At 37.2% G+C, this 14,694-nt stretch carries 14 protein-coding genes; 6 read left to right on the plus strand and 8 right to left on the minus strand.

Annotation, left to right across the window (positions count from 1 at the left end; translation table 11 throughout):
* Positions 1 to 17: 17 nt before the first annotated feature.
* Positions 18 to 1,100 (minus strand): LptF/LptG family permease, encoded by a 1,083-nt coding sequence (locus H0W62_07405; GenBank protein MBA3648361.1) that lies wholly within the window; start codon positions 1,098 to 1,100, stop codon positions 18 to 20.
* 113 nt (positions 1,101 to 1,213) lie between these two features.
* Entirely contained in the window at positions 1,214 to 2,341 is a 1,128-nt protein-coding gene (tgt, locus tag H0W62_07410; GenBank protein ID MBA3648362.1) for a tRNA guanosine(34) transglycosylase Tgt, read from the minus strand.
* A gap of 190 nt (positions 2,342 to 2,531) precedes the next feature.
* On the opposite strand from tgt, the gene H0W62_07415 reads away from it, so the two are divergent.
* Genes H0W62_07415 through rsmG form a run of 3 tightly spaced genes read left to right on the plus strand, consistent with a single transcriptional unit; the run spans position 2,532 to position 4,911 of the window.
* Positions 2,532 to 3,635: a glycosyltransferase gene (locus H0W62_07415; GenBank protein ID MBA3648363.1), complete on the plus strand. Its 1,104-nt coding sequence runs from the start codon at positions 2,532 to 2,534 to the stop codon at positions 3,633 to 3,635.
* Positions 3,626 to 4,231 (plus strand): sigma-70 family RNA polymerase sigma factor, encoded by a 606-nt coding sequence (locus tag H0W62_07420; GenBank protein ID MBA3648364.1) that lies wholly within the window; start codon positions 3,626 to 3,628, stop codon positions 4,229 to 4,231. Before H0W62_07415 ends, H0W62_07420 begins: the two co-directional genes overlap by 10 nt.
* 26 nt (positions 4,232 to 4,257) lie before the next feature.
* Complete coding sequence (gene rsmG, locus H0W62_07425) at positions 4,258 to 4,911, plus strand: 16S rRNA (guanine(527)-N(7))-methyltransferase RsmG (protein MBA3648365.1); 654 nt, start codon at positions 4,258 to 4,260, stop codon at positions 4,909 to 4,911.
* Here the strand turns inward: rsmG and H0W62_07430 are convergent.
* Complete coding sequence (locus H0W62_07430) at positions 4,908 to 8,147, minus strand: M1 family metallopeptidase (GenBank protein MBA3648366.1); 3,240 nt, start codon at positions 8,145 to 8,147, stop codon at positions 4,908 to 4,910. The two genes, rsmG and H0W62_07430, sit on opposite strands and share 4 nt — an antisense overlap.
* Before the next feature lie 106 nt (positions 8,148 to 8,253).
* Here H0W62_07430 and dprA point away from each other — a divergent pair, with 106 nt between their 5' ends.
* Entirely contained in the window at positions 8,254 to 9,357 is a 1,104-nt protein-coding gene (gene dprA, locus H0W62_07435) for a DNA-protecting protein DprA (GenBank protein MBA3648367.1), read from the plus strand.
* Between the two features lie 83 nt (positions 9,358 to 9,440).
* On the opposite strand, the gene H0W62_07440 is transcribed toward dprA, so the two are convergent.
* The 5 genes from H0W62_07440 to H0W62_07460 all read right to left on the minus strand — a co-directional run bounded on the left by H0W62_07440 (position 9,441) and on the right by H0W62_07460 (position 13,424).
* Positions 9,441 to 10,070, minus strand: coding sequence for a hypothetical protein (locus tag H0W62_07440; GenBank protein ID MBA3648368.1), 630 nt, complete (start codon positions 10,068 to 10,070; stop codon positions 9,441 to 9,443).
* A gap of 21 nt (positions 10,071 to 10,091) precedes the next feature.
* Positions 10,092 to 10,604: an inorganic diphosphatase gene (locus H0W62_07445; GenBank protein ID MBA3648369.1), complete on the minus strand. Its 513-nt coding sequence runs from the start codon at positions 10,602 to 10,604 to the stop codon at positions 10,092 to 10,094.
* Between the two features lie 547 nt (positions 10,605 to 11,151).
* The gene (locus H0W62_07450; protein ID MBA3648370.1) at positions 11,152 to 11,655 is read right to left on the minus strand and encodes a hypothetical protein; all 504 of its coding nucleotides are present in this window, start codon (positions 11,653 to 11,655) and stop codon (positions 11,152 to 11,154) included.
* A 144-nt stretch (positions 11,656 to 11,799) separates the two neighbouring features.
* On the minus strand, positions 11,800 to 13,062 hold the full coding sequence (locus H0W62_07455) for an adenylosuccinate synthase (protein MBA3648371.1): 1,263 nt from the start codon (positions 13,060 to 13,062) through the stop codon (positions 11,800 to 11,802).
* 53 nt (positions 13,063 to 13,115) lie between these two features.
* A complete protein-coding gene (locus H0W62_07460) occupies positions 13,116 to 13,424 on the minus strand; it encodes an STAS domain-containing protein (protein ID MBA3648372.1) in 309 nt (102 codons plus the stop codon).
* A gap of 333 nt (positions 13,425 to 13,757) precedes the next feature.
* On the opposite strand from H0W62_07460, the gene H0W62_07465 reads away from it, so the two are divergent.
* Together H0W62_07465 and H0W62_07470 are read left to right on the plus strand one after the other, a co-directional pair.
* Positions 13,758 to 14,081 carry a hypothetical protein gene (locus tag H0W62_07465; protein MBA3648373.1) on the plus strand — a complete coding sequence of 108 codons (324 nt, stop codon included), beginning with the start codon at positions 13,758 to 13,760 and terminating at the stop codon, positions 14,079 to 14,081.
* A gap of 125 nt (positions 14,082 to 14,206) precedes the next feature.
* Positions 14,207 to 14,692 carry a sigma-70 family RNA polymerase sigma factor gene (locus H0W62_07470; GenBank protein MBA3648374.1) on the plus strand — a complete coding sequence of 162 codons (486 nt, stop codon included), beginning with the start codon at positions 14,207 to 14,209 and terminating at the stop codon, positions 14,690 to 14,692.
* Positions 14,693 to 14,694 lie beyond the last annotated feature (2 nt).

The raw sequence follows: 14,694 nt of genomic DNA on the forward strand, positions 1-14,694 counted from the left end.
TAACTTTTTCATGTACCTTATTTTGGCGCTTTCCGGTATAGGAAGAGTGCTATGGCGCCAAAAATTATATTTGGCAACCATACTCCGATAATTGCAGGCAGATTACCGTTAGTAGAAAAGGTTTTTGAGAATTGCAGGAAAAGAATATATATAAAACTCAGGGCTATGCCTAACCCAAGGTGTAAGCCAATTCCCCCGCGTATCTTACGGGATGCCAAAGAAACTCCCATGAGCGTGAGAACGAATATGGCAAATGGAAAAGAGGTGCGTTGGTATTTCTCAACTTCATAAAAAGCTACATTATCGGCCCCTTTCAGCTTCATATCCACTATTACATCATTTAATTCCTTCGCATTCAGCGTTGTTATTTCTTTCAAATTTTGCTGAAAATCCTTTGGCTTTATATTATACCGGATCAAGGTATCTTTTCCGAACCAGAGTTTTTCACTCATAGTATCGTTGATCCTCACTGCATAATTTTTTAATTCCCACTCCTGGCTTTTATTACGCCATACAATGCGGTCTGCACGGAGCTTGTACAGTAGCTTGCCATCGTCAAATTTTTCAAAGGAAAATCTATATCCCGAGCTATCTGAAAAATCAAAGCTTTCCATATAAATAAATTCTCCTTTAGCAACCTGTTCATGAATATTGCGGTCCGAATTATTTGCCTGCTTACTGATGTATTGATTCTCAAAGGCGATTCGTGTTTTATTTGCATCCGGTACTAACCAGTGATTTGCATAGATGTTCAGGGCAGTTACCATTGCAGAGGCAATAAAATAGGGGAACAGCATTCGGTTAAAAGTTATTCCCGAATTGAGTATTGCAATAATTTCGGAACGGGATGCCATGCGGGAAGTAAAAAATATAACCGCTACAAATAAAAAAAGCGGGGTAAACAGAATGGCAAAGTATGGGATGAAATTCAGGTAATACGTGAAAATAATAGTGGACAAAGAAATCTTCTGATCTAAAAAGTTTTCCAGCTTTTCGGTGATGTCAAAGACGATAGCAATAATTATAAATAAAAGAAGAGTCAGCAAATACGACCCCAGAAATTTCTTAATGATATAGATATCGAGTTTTTTCAGTATCATTTTTTACAACCTGGCAGCGAGTGTGAAATGCAAATCATTAAAAACGAATGGTTATGAATGCGGAGTTTTTTTTCTATAGCTGCATCTAGTGAAGCCAAAAATAATTTTAAGAACTACAAACGTACTGTTACCTGTTTCAACATCAATTTTTTCCAGCTCATAAAATTACCTTGTAAAATTTGCCTGCGAGCCTCTTTTACAAGCCACAGGTAAAAGCATAAGTTGTGTACACTCGCAATCTGACAACCAAGTATTTCACCCGACATAAGCATGTGACGTAAAAAAGCCTTGGAATAATTTTGGCTTACAAAATTGTTCATATCATCTAATGGGGTAAAGTCTTTTTCCCACTTCTTATTTCTGATGTTAATTATCCCCTGTTTAGTGAAAATCATTCCGTTTCTTCCGTTGCGTGTCGGAATTACGCAATCAAACATATCGATGCCAAGAGAAATACATTCAAGAATATTTGCCGGCATTCCAACACCCATAAGATACCTGGGTTTATCCTCAGGTAAAATGCGGCAAACCAAATCCGTCATTGCATACATTTCTTCGGCAGGCTCGCCAACTGATAATCCTCCGATTGCATTCCCATCAGAATTGAAAGAGGCTACCATTTCAGCAGAACGTTTTCTTAAATCATGGAAGGTGCCACCTTGAACAATAGGAAAGAAGGATTGATTAAATCCATATAATGGCGACGTGTTTATAAAACGGTCGTGGCATCTCTTTAGCCAGCGATGTGTACGATCCATGGATTGAATTACTTCAGCATATTCAGAAGGCCACGCAATACATTCATCAAATGCCATTAATATATCACCACCGATCACACGCTGTATATCAATTACTTTTTCCGGTGAAAACAGGTGCTTTGACCCATCGATATGAGAATGGAACCGTACACCTTCTTCTACAATCTTTCTTCGATCACTCAGCGAAAACACCTGGTAACCGCCACTATCCGTTAGAATAGGGTTTTTCCAGCCGTTAAATTTATGCAGGCCTCCTGCTTCATGAATAACTTCCAACCCAGGTCGCAAATACAAGTGGTATGTATTTCCAAGTATAATTTGTGCTCCGATAGTTTCTTCTAATTCACGAAAATGTACCGCTTTCACTCCGCCCGTAGTTCCGATCGGCATAAAAATGGGCGTTTCTATGGCTCCATGATCTGTAGTTAAGGTACCGGCACGTGCCCTTGATTGTGAATCTTTTGCCCGGATGTGAAACAGCATACTGCGACTATATAATTGCTGGAAACGTAATTCTATTTATTTTTCCGCGCCAAAACTAAGTGATACATTCAATATTAAAATATGGACCCAGCCCATCGTTTGGCCGATCAAACCAATGCAGTAGAAGTTATTTAATAAGCTATTGTCACTCTTAGATAAGCGGGTTATAAAACATCTATAATTTTTAAGATTGGAACATCTGCTGTTTACACTTTTAATAGTTACCCTGATTCGAATTTTCTATTTCATTTTTTTCTACCGTCGTGTAGCTGATTTTAACATTAAATATAATCACGAAAGCACCTTATTGCCAGTTTCCATAGTGATCTGTTCCCGTAATGGTGCCCACAATTTACGGCGGAACTTAATCGACATCCTTAACCAGGAATATTTTCTTTTTGAAGTAATAGTGGTTAATGATAATTCAGATGATGACACTGAAATATTTTTAATGAACCTTTCAGCTGAATATGACAAATTGGTAGTGCGAAATATCAGGCAATCATCTACTATTATGAAGGGCAAGAAATATCCTTTAACTATTGGCATTAGGGCAACGAAATTTGAAACCATACTGGTAACCGATGCAGATTGTTCTGTTGTAGGGAATAATTGGATACTAAGCATGGCAAAAGCTTTTAACACCGGCAACGAAATTGTTTTGGGATATGCTCCTTATAAGAGGAGGAAAGGTTTACTTAATAAATTTATACGGTTTGAAGCTTTCTTTAATGCTATCCAATACTTTTCTTATGCACTCTCGGGTATTCCTTATATGGGGGTAGGGAGAAATATGGCCTACCGGAAGAAACTTTTTTTCGACCACAACATTTATCCTAAGCACCCTGGTCTGTTGTCAGGAGATGATGATCTTTTAGTAAATGCCGCTGCCAACAGAAACAATACTGCAGTGCAATTGAATCCTGAATCCTTTATGTATAGTGAAGCAAAGAGTACCTGGAGTGAATACTGGAACCAGAAGAAACGCCATATAAGCACTGCAAAATATTATAAAAAGAAACATCAGATTTTACTTTTATTTTTTTCATTCAGCCATGTAATGTTTTATTCGTTAACATTGTTACTGCTGATTTATAGTGATTTTTATCTGGAATTGGCCGCTATCTTTTTCACCCGTTTATGCGTAGAAGGAGTAATTTATTTTTATTGTATGCGGCGTCTCCATGAAGATGACCTTTTTAGGTGGTTCCCGGTATTAGATGTTTTATTCCTGTTTTACTATTTTAAGTTGTTGCCCGGTATTTTTAACAACAAGCAAGTATTATGGCAGTGAATCCCAATTTTTCAGACCGGGCCCAGGAAGATTTTGAATTGGTTAATCGTGCACTGGCAGGTGATCAAAGCGCTTATGCCCGCTTAATGGCCCGTTACAGGGATTCGATCTATTTTCTAGTATTAAAAATGGTACGGCAGGAAGACGATGCAAACGACATGACCATTGAAGCGTTTGGTAAGGCATTCAGCAATCTTTCTAAATATACACCTGATTTTGCCTTTAGTACCTGGCTTTATAAGATAGCACTCAACAACTGTATTGATTTTATCAGGAAGAAAAAAATTGAAACATTTTCTATTCATGACACAGCAGAGAACGAAAAAGGAGAAACCTATATTATTGACGTACAAAGTAATGCTGCAGATCCGGAAGAACGATACATTAGAAATCAACGAAATCAGCTATTGAGAGATATAGTAGAAAAGATGGACCCTAAATACCGCCAGTTAATTGAATTGAGGTTTTTTGAAGAATTTTCCTATGAAGAAATTGCTCTTACCACGAAGCTGCCTTTAGGTACGGTGAAAGCACAATTATTTCGGGCAAAAAATTTACTATTCCAGATACTTTCCCCGCAAAAAGAAGGAATGTGAAAATTGAAACAAATCTTGAAAAAACAATGGAGGAGTATGAAAATCAAATACCATTGAAGGTTTTAGAGCAATATTTTCCCGGGTTAACCCTATTGCAAAAGCAACAATTTTCTTCAGCCGGTGAGCTATACAAGACATGGAATCAAAAAATTAATCTGATTTCACGAAAGGATATTGATCATTTATATGAAAGACATATCCTGCACTCACTTGCAATTGCAAAATTTATGACTTTCAACAAAGGAACCTTTTTGTTGGATGCTGGAACTGGTGGCGGCTTTCCGGGATTACCTCTCGCCATCCTTTTCCCTGAAGTTAATTTTCATTTAGTCGATTCGATAGGGAAAAAAATCAAGGTTGTAAATGCTATTGCTCAGGAATTAAGATTGGGCAATATTTCTACCGAACAAATAAGAGCAGAAGAAATAAAAAGAAAATTTGATTTCATATTAAGCAGGGCAGTGGCACCTTTACGCACCCTTTATGAATGGACCAAAAACTCAATCTCCAATCAAAGCCGCAATTCAAAACACAATGGATGGATATTTCTTAAAGGAGGCAATTTAGAAGCTGAATTGAGTCAGATGCCAATGAAGCCTGAAACAATCTCCATCAACCATTATTTTAGCGAAAAATATTTTGAAGAGAAGTTCATCGTATATTTTTCAAATAAAATTTAAAAGGATCTTCCAACTCCGATAACCCATCGAAAATTTATATAACTGCTCTCATAAGCGGGAAGATGGTTTATAAGCAACGGAAAATCTGCGCGAAGGGTAAGGGGTTTTATTTTTTCAAATTGGCCCCATTTTTTTATAGTTGCAGCAATTCCCACGCCTCCATCCATATAAAAGGAACTCATATTGAATTGTCCTGATTCTTTATGGTATCCCATCGATCCTGCATCAGCAAAAATATAAGTATCTACTTTGAGCCAGTTTTTTACTGAATTCGGGGCAACCTTTATATAATTATCAAAATCAACTTCTCCATTTACTGCGATACCAGTGTTACCAAAGTACAGTAGATAGTTTTGCTGATCATCACTTAATTCCGGAGCCAAATATCCGGCGTACCCTCTTAAGTTTAAGCCGCCGCCCTGCTGAAAATGGTTAATGGAAGAACCATATCCAAGCCATTTATCAGGAACAAACCCTTTACTTCTTACAAACTTATTTTCCATTAAATCTTCCGGACTTCCACCCGCTAAATATAATGCACTTTCAAGAGCAGGTGTGCCACTTCCTGCCCTTGCAAAAAAACGTGTACTAAAGTCTAACAGACCTAAATGATTTCGATTAATGACCGTAAGAGCAGCATAGGAATATTGATAATCACTGAACAGAGACGATGAACGCAATACAATTCCTATATCGCCGGTTCCTTTATAATATTGGTACTTAAGCTCATAACTGATTTTTGCTGTATTATTCCATTCATCAGCTTTCCATTGTTCAGGATAAAGCAAGTATTGCAGGTCATGTTGTTTGGCACGGTACATAGACTTAAATTCAACTCCTATTAGATTTTGCAGGTTAGGTTGAATGGTAAAGCCGGCACTTCCGCCCCATAGTCCATCAAGAAATTCAAAAGAAAAATTTACAGAAGAATTCTTTATAAACCGGTGAGTATTACTGCTGTAGGAAAAGTTAAAAGAGAGGCGGCTCGTTTTTTCCGCAAGAGAATCTTCTATGTGATAATTATAAAAGCCATTGGGTAATAATCTGGTGTTATACCAGGCAGTCAGGGAAAATTTGTCAATAATTCCAAAATAGTCGCCTTCCAGATGCAATCCGGCTTTTATTCCATCAATGGCATTGTACCAAATGTCTGGCCTCCAGAGCATTTGATAATTTTTCCAGGATGGAAAGTTGTTGATCTGCGAGTCAAAGGCTATTTGCACCGGAATTTTTTTTGAATTATTCAGCATATATACATCTGCCATTCTGAAAGATGGATCAATAGTTATGTTCCTGATCCCTGAAGGTATGCTTACTATAAATCGATAATCAGGATGCAGTTTGTCCCACCCGTACCACTTTGGCAGCACAGTAGCTGTTGTAGATTTTTGAAACCAATTATTTGGTATGTAATACGCATATTTATTTCCATTTTTTGCTTCTATTTCAAGATCAACCGGCATTTGACTTCTGCCTCTCCGGTTAAGTATTACTGAGTAGTGATCATCATTTTTATGTTTCACTTTTTTAACTCCATAGTCAATTGTCTTTGTTGTTTCCATCCATTCATCAAAGAACCAGTTAAGGTCCACATGGGTAAATTGAATAATGCTGTTTCGAAAGTCTTCGAAATAAGGATGGCAAAATTTCCACTGATTGAAATAGTGTTTTATGGAAGCCTGAAATAATGAATCGCCAAGAACATACTGTAAATTCCATAGCATGGTTGCTGTCTTGAAATATACCTGGCTATATCCGCCGCCATGCTTCAATGCACCGTTAAAGGCATCTGAATGCTGATTAATGGACTCATCTGTTCCTCGGGATGCTTCGCGTAAATAACCCAGATATACCTCGCCATCCCTTATGGAGATTTGCTTTTTAAAGTGATCATAATAATTTTCTTTCTTTTTCAGATGAGGCAGCGTATCGCCGAAAATTTGAATTAATCCCCACGATTCTATAAACTGGGCAAATCCCTCATCAAGGGCAGCGCGGTAAGTTTCATTATTTGCAACCTGTCCAAAAAACCATTCATGGCCTACCTCGTGAGCTATCAGGTCAAAATAATTCGGAGAATAACCACCATCAAGCGTGAGCATCGGATATTCCATACCATCGCGCGCATCAGCAACAATTAAATTAGGCCAGCTGTAAGCTCCAAAGCTGCTGGAATAAACATCGATTACTTTAGCTGTATAGAGAGCTGCATTTTGCCATCCGGCTGCATGTTGCTCCTCAGCAAATGCCTCACAATTTACTACACGGGTGTTTTCTGTTTCAGGATCGTAAACTTCCACTTGTGCTTCAGCTAATCTATAAGCAGGATCTGCAGTCCATGCGAAGTCATGTACATTCTGAGCAAAAAAATGCCACGTCTTTCTGTGAGTAGAATCGTAAGGAATAATATTAGAGGGTTTGGATTCCCAGGGTTTATCTGCGAAGTTTTTTAAATCCAGTTTTTCACGTAGCTCCTTTGATAAACATTCTTCCCGATTTTGAAGTACACCTGTGGCTCCGACAATATAGTTAGAAGAAAATGACAGCTGAACATCATAGGTTCCAAAGTCTCCGTAAAATTCCTTACCGAGATGCTGATCAGTATCCCAGCCAAATTTCCGATCGTATACGCAAATGCGGGGATACCAGTGAACACCATCATAATGGGTGAAGCCAAAGACGCTAAATTTTTTCATACGCCTTCGTTGAGTGCCATTATCGAAATAAGTTTTAAATTTTATGCTGAAAACCGTGGAATCATTGGGTAGCAATGGCGTTGTTAGATAGACTTTTACCACTGAAAAGTCAGATTCAGTTTTTAAATCCTTCTTCGCTATTTGGATAGATTCTATTATTTCACCTAAGCCAGCCGCTTCGTATTTTCCAAATACCTGTTTGAAATTATTGTGAATATTTAGATCTTCAATATAACCTCCCTTTACGAATGCCTGTTGATACAAGTGAAAATAAACAAAGCTTAAGGTATCATGTGAATTATTCCAATAAGTGAGATTTTCCTTTCCGTCAATAATTCCTGTTTTCTCATTTATATCAGCATCAATTTCATAATAAACATCCTGCTGCCAATAGCCCGGAAAGGGCAGTCTGTTTTTCCAGTACAGTTGATTATCTCCGTTACATAAATTGTTTTTTAAAGAATCAGTTTTGGAATACTGAGCCCCTCCCTGCATTGCTGTTAAAAGAAAAATTGCTATAAGTACATTTTTTTTCATCATAAATTATAGAAAAGACGAATGTAAAAAATTATAGCCGATCGAAACCTCAATGTTGACCATTTAGAATGCTCCAGCAATTTTTTTATTTTACAATGGAGAACGGCTTATGCAATCAAAACATCTTCTATACCAGATAGCACTCACGCTGATACCGAACATCGGTGATGTACTGGCAAAAAATCTGGTGAGCTACTTGGGAGATCCGGAAAAAGTTTTTAAGGCAAGAAAATTTGATTTAAAAAAAGTGCCCGGTATTGATGAGGTTCGGGCAAAATCCATTTTGCATTTTAATGATTTTAATACTGCAGAAAAAGAAATATTATTTATTGAAAAAAATAAGATCAATCCCCTGTTTTATCTTGATGATGGGTATCCCTCAAGGTTAAAAGGCCTAACTGATTCACCCATCCTGTTATATACAAAAGGTAACATGAACCTGAATAGTGAGCGTATGATAGCTATTGTAGGAACACGGCATGCCTCTGATTATGGAAAGAACATGTGTGAATCATTAATCTCCGGTTTAAAAAATTATAATGCAACTATAGTAAGCGGATTGGCCTATGGAATTGATATTGCTGCCCATAAAATTGCATTACAATTTGACCTTCCTACCATAGGTGTTTTAGGGCACGGATTAAACCAGATATACCCGAATCAACACCGAGCCACCGCTATTAAAATGCTGGAAGCAGGAGGCTTAGTCACAGAATTTAAAAGCATAGATAGCTTTGAGCCGGAAAACTTCCCAAAACGGAACCGAATCGTTGCGGGCTTATGTGATGCAACAATTGTAGTTGAATCAGCAGTAAAGGGAGGTGCGTTAATTACAGCAGAGATTGCCAGTTCCTATAACCGGGATGTCTTCGTAGTTCCAGGCAGGGTAGGAGATAAATATTCTGAGGGATGCAATTATTTTATTAAAACGAATAAAGCTAACCTGGTAGAATGTGCTGAAGATATCGCATTTTTTCTTGGGTGGGTAGATAAAAAAAAATCTCATTCGCCGAAACAAAAGCAAATTTTTATAGAGTTGGATGAAAATGAAAGAAAGCTGCTTTCATTGCTGGATGGAAATAATTCTCTGCATGTAGATGCATTAAGTCAGCAGTCTGGTTTATTCGGAAGCCAGCTTGCAGTGGGTCTGCTGAATTTAGAATTTAAAGGAATGGTGATTTCGCTTCCTGGAAAAATGTATAGGCTCGCCTGAGAAAACTATTTAATGATTTGATTAAACAGTAAAATTTTGAATATGAATTAGGTTGAGAAAGCAGTTGTTATTGGTCAATCATATTAGTTATTATCAAATTCAAGAAGTCCGGCTGCTAACTTTTCCCACTGAATTCTAGCAAGGCCGGCGGTAGCAAATAATCCTACCACAATGTTCCGTAATTTGTTAAATACTCCTTGTGCCTTTTCTACATTAGGTAGCTCATTCCTTCCGTAAATTTCAGCTGCCACTTGTTTGCCTTTTCTGCTTACTATAAAAGTACTTGTGGCGTCACTATCTAGAAAATGAGAAACTTCGTTATTCTTGTTTAACGGATTTTGAGATGGGTGTACCTGAATAATATAGCGCTCATCTGTATCCTTTACATTCTTAGAATCAATCTTATCAATCTTGACCCAATCAAATCCATCGCTATTGGCGGACTTGGGGGCAGGGATTTTAATTTTAATGTAATCCCCAATCGCTGGTAAATTGTTTTTTTTCGTTCCTTCCGGATCAGTTAAAGTAAATATTCCGGAACCCTTGCCCGACCATTGGTCCCAGTTATTAATATCGGCAAGGCGATCCTTAACCTTGTTATAGACACGGGACGCTTCTTCTGCAGAGGCAAGGTTTATGTTTTTTTTTATTGTAAGATTTTTTCCTTTTCGTGGGAGGGGCACTCCGGGTTTCCTATTATTTGCATCTTTCATTCTATTTAAGATAAATACGGTTTAAGTCATTTGTTTTTTTACCAGCGTAAGGGCAACATCAGGACCACTGATATTCTGAAGCTTAAAATTCTTGCCGCCCATTTCATTGTACTGAACGAAAAATTCAATAATCTCATTTAAAAAGGTTTTATCCAAATCATCGATGGTTTTAATTTTAGCGAATTGGTTTGAGTCTACAGGAATAGCCAGCAAACGGTCATTCTTTACTTTTTTATGGTTGCGCTCTGTTTGCTCTGCTTCTATAACACCTATTATCCTGCATTCTACAAAGCAACCTGCAAATCCCGGAACTTCCATTATCACCAGCACATCTACTGGATCACCATCTTCTGCTTTTGTTTCTGGAATAAATCCAAAATCCAATGGAAACACGAGACCGGCAGGCAGGATTTTTCCTAATTGAAATAAACCGCTTTCAGGGTGATATGTATATTTATTACGACTCCCTTTTGGAGTTTCAATAATTACATTCACATTATTAGTCTGATCTGCAAAAGTATCTGGTAGTTTCATTTTGAAAGTAAAGCCTAAATTAATCTTAAACCTGTCTATTTATGAGAAATAGAGATTTATGGTTGTTACTAAATATTCGCGTAAAAAAGACTGATACTTTGTCCTCAACCTAAATGAATAGGTACAGTTAAATATTGCAACTTTAGTTTTATTAAAAATATAATCGGAGTATGTAGTTCATTCAGCTGTTTATTCCTCTTAGCGATAACGAAGGTCAGCCTTTTCCAGGAACCAGGTTTATAAGGTTAAGGAAAAAACTTATAGAGATGTTTGAAGGAGTAACCATTTACCGGCATTCACCTGTAGAGGGATTATGGGATCACCGGGGTAAAATGGTACAGGACGAACTGATTATTTTTTAAGTTCTGAGCCAGGTTCTCGATAAGTCGTGGTGGAAAAAATTTTGGAAAAAGCTTGAAAGAAATTTTCGTCAGCATAAAATTATGATCAGGTCTACTGAGTATCGGGAGCTTTAGAAATTAAAATTTCTTAGTTCGATATAATTATAGTTTGTACTGAAACCTTTGGGCAAAGGCAGGACTTTGTTCTACAGATCATCATCGTCGTCATCGGAACCTGCCTTTGTGTCAAATTCTTCTTCCACTTTAAAACCATCTTCCGGTGATTCATCATCGTCCTGATCATCATCACTTTGTTTTCTTAATGTTTTCTTCAGCATTTGTTCATCATCATTAAATTCTCTTAAATCATCATCCCTGTTTTCCTTCTTTTTTTTATTTTTTGTTCCTGCAGGTCCAGAGGATGAATTTTTAGATTGTTGAGAACGGGTGCCTGCTTGAGAAGTAGTTTGCTTACCGGCCTTTGATGGAGTTTTGCTTCCAGATTTATTTTTGATATCTGATTCCACGGTAGAGGTGGGTTTATTTTTTAGTGAAGTTTTTTTACTAACTGATTTATCGGAACTATCTTTTTTTGAATTTTTATTTGAAGCAGCTTTTTTTACCGGCTTTGAACCTTTTTGAGTGGCAGATTTCGGGGTAGTTTTTCTCGCTGATCTTGAAGAAGATGATTTGTTTGTGCTGGATTTCATGACAAATATATTAGATCGTAAATTTTAAATTAAGATTTGAAATTTTCAAATTTATTTTTAAAAAAGTAACAAATCCAATCAGCCCATTGTACTTGGTAATTTCGTGTGGGTTCTACATTTGAAACAAGGGTTAATAGCAATAAGTTATAGTATAACCAGCTGGTCTCTTTCTGCACCAATGGAAACCATAGAGACTTTTTTTGACGTTTTAACCTCGATAAACTCAATAAAGTCTATAAGCGTAGCGGGCAACTGATTTTTATGCTTCATACTATGATCCGATTTCCACCCCGGTAAAGTAGTATATAATGGTTCAATTTCTACGTTACTAATGTTAAATGGCAATTCAGCAGAAATCTCATCTTCAATTTTATAGGACTCGCAAATTTTTATTTCCTCAAAAATATTTAATACATCTGCCTTGGTAATTATAAGCTGAGATACGCCATTAAGCATAATGGTATAATTTATTTGTGGAATATCTAACCAACCGCAGCGACGGGGTCTGCCCGTTATAGAGCCGAACTCCCGGCCTTCCTTTCTCAGTAAATCACCGGTTTCATTTTTAAGCTCGGTCGGGAAAGGTCCCTCACCCACACGCGTGCAATATGCTTTGATCACCCCAATAACTTCACCAATAACAGCAGGGGCAATACCCAGACCGGTGCAAGCTGCTGCGGTTATAGTATTAGAAGAAGTTACAAAAGGATACGTTCCAAAATCAATATCCAGCATGGATCCCTGAGCTCCCTCAGCAAGAACTTTCTTTCCATTCTGTAACTGTTCATTTATAAAGTATTCTCCATTCACGGTTTCAAATGTTCGAAGTACCTCAATAGCATCAAACCATTTTTGTTCAAGGTCAATTGCATAATTTTCGAAATGGTATAGGTGAAGCAGATCAGTATGTTTCCTTTTAAGCTGATCATATTGGTTTTTAAATAGCGGCGAAAAAAGATCTCCAACCCGCAAGCCATTCCTGCCCGTTTTATCCATGTAAGCCGGACCTATCCCTTTTAATGTAGAACCAATTTTTTCCGTACCCTTTGCAGATTCGGAAGCTGCATCCAGAAGGCGGTGAGTAGGCATAATCAAATGCGCCTTCTTTGAAATCTTAAGCTTTTTTTTGAGGTCAATGCCAATGTTAGTGAGCTCTGTTATTTCTTTTACAAACTCAACAGGGTCTATCACCACCCCGTTACCTATTAAATTACAAGGCCTATCGTGAAACACCCCCGAAGGTATGGTGCGCAATACAATATGCTTACCCGCAATATTCAGTGTATGCCCTGCATTAGGACCACCCTGAAAACGAGCGATTAAATCATAATTTGGTGCAAGATAATCTACGATTTTTCCTTTTCCTTCATCCCCCCATTGTAACCCCAGTAAAACATCAACGGCCATAATAAAATTTTAATTAAGAATAGCCTAAACTAAGAGATATTTAATAGGGGATACTAAAGTGCCAATTGGTTTAATAAATTAAGAGCATCAGCTGTTCTGCTGGCAATTTGAAAATAGTGTTCGAGTTTAGTCATTACAAGCAACTTCCTTAACTGATCAGAAACATTGCATAATACTACCTGGGCCCCTTTTTCAGCAATTTTAATTTTTGCAGATATCAAGAAATTAAGGCAAACACTGTTAACAAACTGAAGACTTTTTAAATCAAGTATAAATTTTTTTTGATTGAGAATCAATTCTTTCTCGATTCGCTCACGAAGGACAGCCGTTTGTTGTTCACTTAAGATTTTTCCTTCTACCATAAATATTATGGCATTATCCACGCGATGGATATTATACTGCATTATTACCCTAATTTTTTTTGAAGATAGTTGTTTGATAGTGAAATTCTTTAGAAATTTTGGAAATTTTATCCCTGTTTCAAGATGTTGTTGCTGGAAGTAAAAAATTGCTGCAAACCTATAGAAATTAAGGGATCGACAAATGTAAATAGCTGATAAAGTCCTTTAGACTCATTACAAAGTAATATTAAAACATAAAATACTACCGGGCCTTAGCTTTTTGAAAAAAGTATGCTGTCTTGTAACTTTTTTATATATACTGCCGTCCAACCATTGAATTTAAAATAATACAAGATGAAAAAGATAATAATACCTGCTTTAGCAATCATTTTCTTGTCAATTTCTTTTGCAAATGCACAATCAGCAGTCAGGAAAAGCGACGAAATTAATTTTATAATGACTTCTTATCCAGTTGCTGAAGAGCATAGTTTAATATTAGACAGGGTGCAGCAGGAAACGGAGGATTTTCTATTAACTATTACACCGTTACCATCTTTTGTACAATTAATAGCCCAAAACATACCTGCTAAACAGCATGGTGCTGCAGAAAAAGGGGCTGGCCGTGACCGTAAGAAGAAAAAAGAATTGATAGAATCATCAGGATTGATTTCAAATTAAATTTAACCCTTGGGGAAGAGGTTTACCAACTTAGTTGAAAATAACCGGAAAGTTTTGCGACAGGTAAGCTGTTTGAATTCCCAAATAGCGAAATTATTAGTGAACCAAAAACTGTCGTATTACCGATGACGGCCCAGGAATACAATAAATGCGTCGATCTGTTTGCTGACAGGGTATATCGCTTCATTTTGAAAAATATGAAGAACAGTGAAGATGCCCGGGATGTAGTGCAGAATGCATTTGAAATATTATGGAAAAACCATTTAAGTGTAGAGTATGATAAATGCCGCTCTTACCTGTTCACTGTTGCTTATCATAATATGATTGATCAGTACAGAAAGAGAAAAAATGACGCAGATATTACGGAAGAGCATATGGATGTGCAAGGCAGCAGCTATCAGTACACAGGTGCGAAAGAAGCGTTAGAATTTGGCTTAACGAAATTACCGGAAATGCAGAAAACGGTGGTGCTGCTAAGAGATTATGAAGGGTATAGCTATGAGGAAATAGGAACTATTACGGGATTAAACGAGTCGCAGGTGAAAGTATATATTTTCCGGGCCCGTACCACTTTAAAAAATTTTTTAGTGAGAACCGAAAATGCTTTATAACC

This window comes from Chitinophagales bacterium, from assembly GCA_013816805.1.
Lineage (GTDB): Bacteria > Bacteroidota > Bacteroidia > Chitinophagales > UBA10324 > MGR-bin340.

Excerpts from the sequence above, each read along its gene's own strand:
- H0W62_07405 (MBA3648361.1), bottom strand. The coding sequence starts at position 1,100 with ATGATACTGAAAAAACTCGATATCTATATCATTAAGAAATTTCTGGGG.
- tgt (MBA3648362.1), bottom strand. The coding sequence starts at position 2,341 with ATGCTGTTTCACATCCGGGCAAAAGATTCACAATCAAGGGCACGTGCC.
- H0W62_07420 (MBA3648364.1), top strand. The coding sequence starts at position 3,626 with ATGGCAGTGAATCCCAATTTTTCAGACCGGGCCCAGGAAGATTTTGAA.
- rsmG (MBA3648365.1), top strand. The coding sequence starts at position 4,258 with ATGGAGGAGTATGAAAATCAAATACCATTGAAGGTTTTAGAGCAATAT.
- H0W62_07430 (MBA3648366.1), bottom strand. The coding sequence starts at position 8,147 with ATGATGAAAAAAAATGTACTTATAGCAATTTTTCTTTTAACAGCAATG.
- dprA (MBA3648367.1), top strand. The coding sequence starts at position 8,254 with ATGCAATCAAAACATCTTCTATACCAGATAGCACTCACGCTGATACCG.
- H0W62_07440 (MBA3648368.1), bottom strand. The coding sequence starts at position 10,070 with ATGAAAGATGCAAATAATAGGAAACCCGGAGTGCCCCTCCCACGAAAA.
- H0W62_07445 (MBA3648369.1), bottom strand. The coding sequence starts at position 10,604 with ATGAAACTACCAGATACTTTTGCAGATCAGACTAATAATGTGAATGTA.
- H0W62_07450 (MBA3648370.1), bottom strand. The coding sequence starts at position 11,655 with ATGAAATCCAGCACAAACAAATCATCTTCTTCAAGATCAGCGAGAAAA.
- H0W62_07455 (MBA3648371.1), bottom strand. The coding sequence starts at position 13,062 with ATGGCCGTTGATGTTTTACTGGGGTTACAATGGGGGGATGAAGGAAAA.
- H0W62_07460 (MBA3648372.1), bottom strand. The coding sequence starts at position 13,424 with ATGGTAGAAGGAAAAATCTTAAGTGAACAACAAACGGCTGTCCTTCGT.
- H0W62_07465 (MBA3648373.1), top strand. The coding sequence starts at position 13,758 with ATGAAAAAGATAATAATACCTGCTTTAGCAATCATTTTCTTGTCAATT.
- H0W62_07470 (MBA3648374.1), top strand. The coding sequence starts at position 14,207 with ATGACGGCCCAGGAATACAATAAATGCGTCGATCTGTTTGCTGACAGG.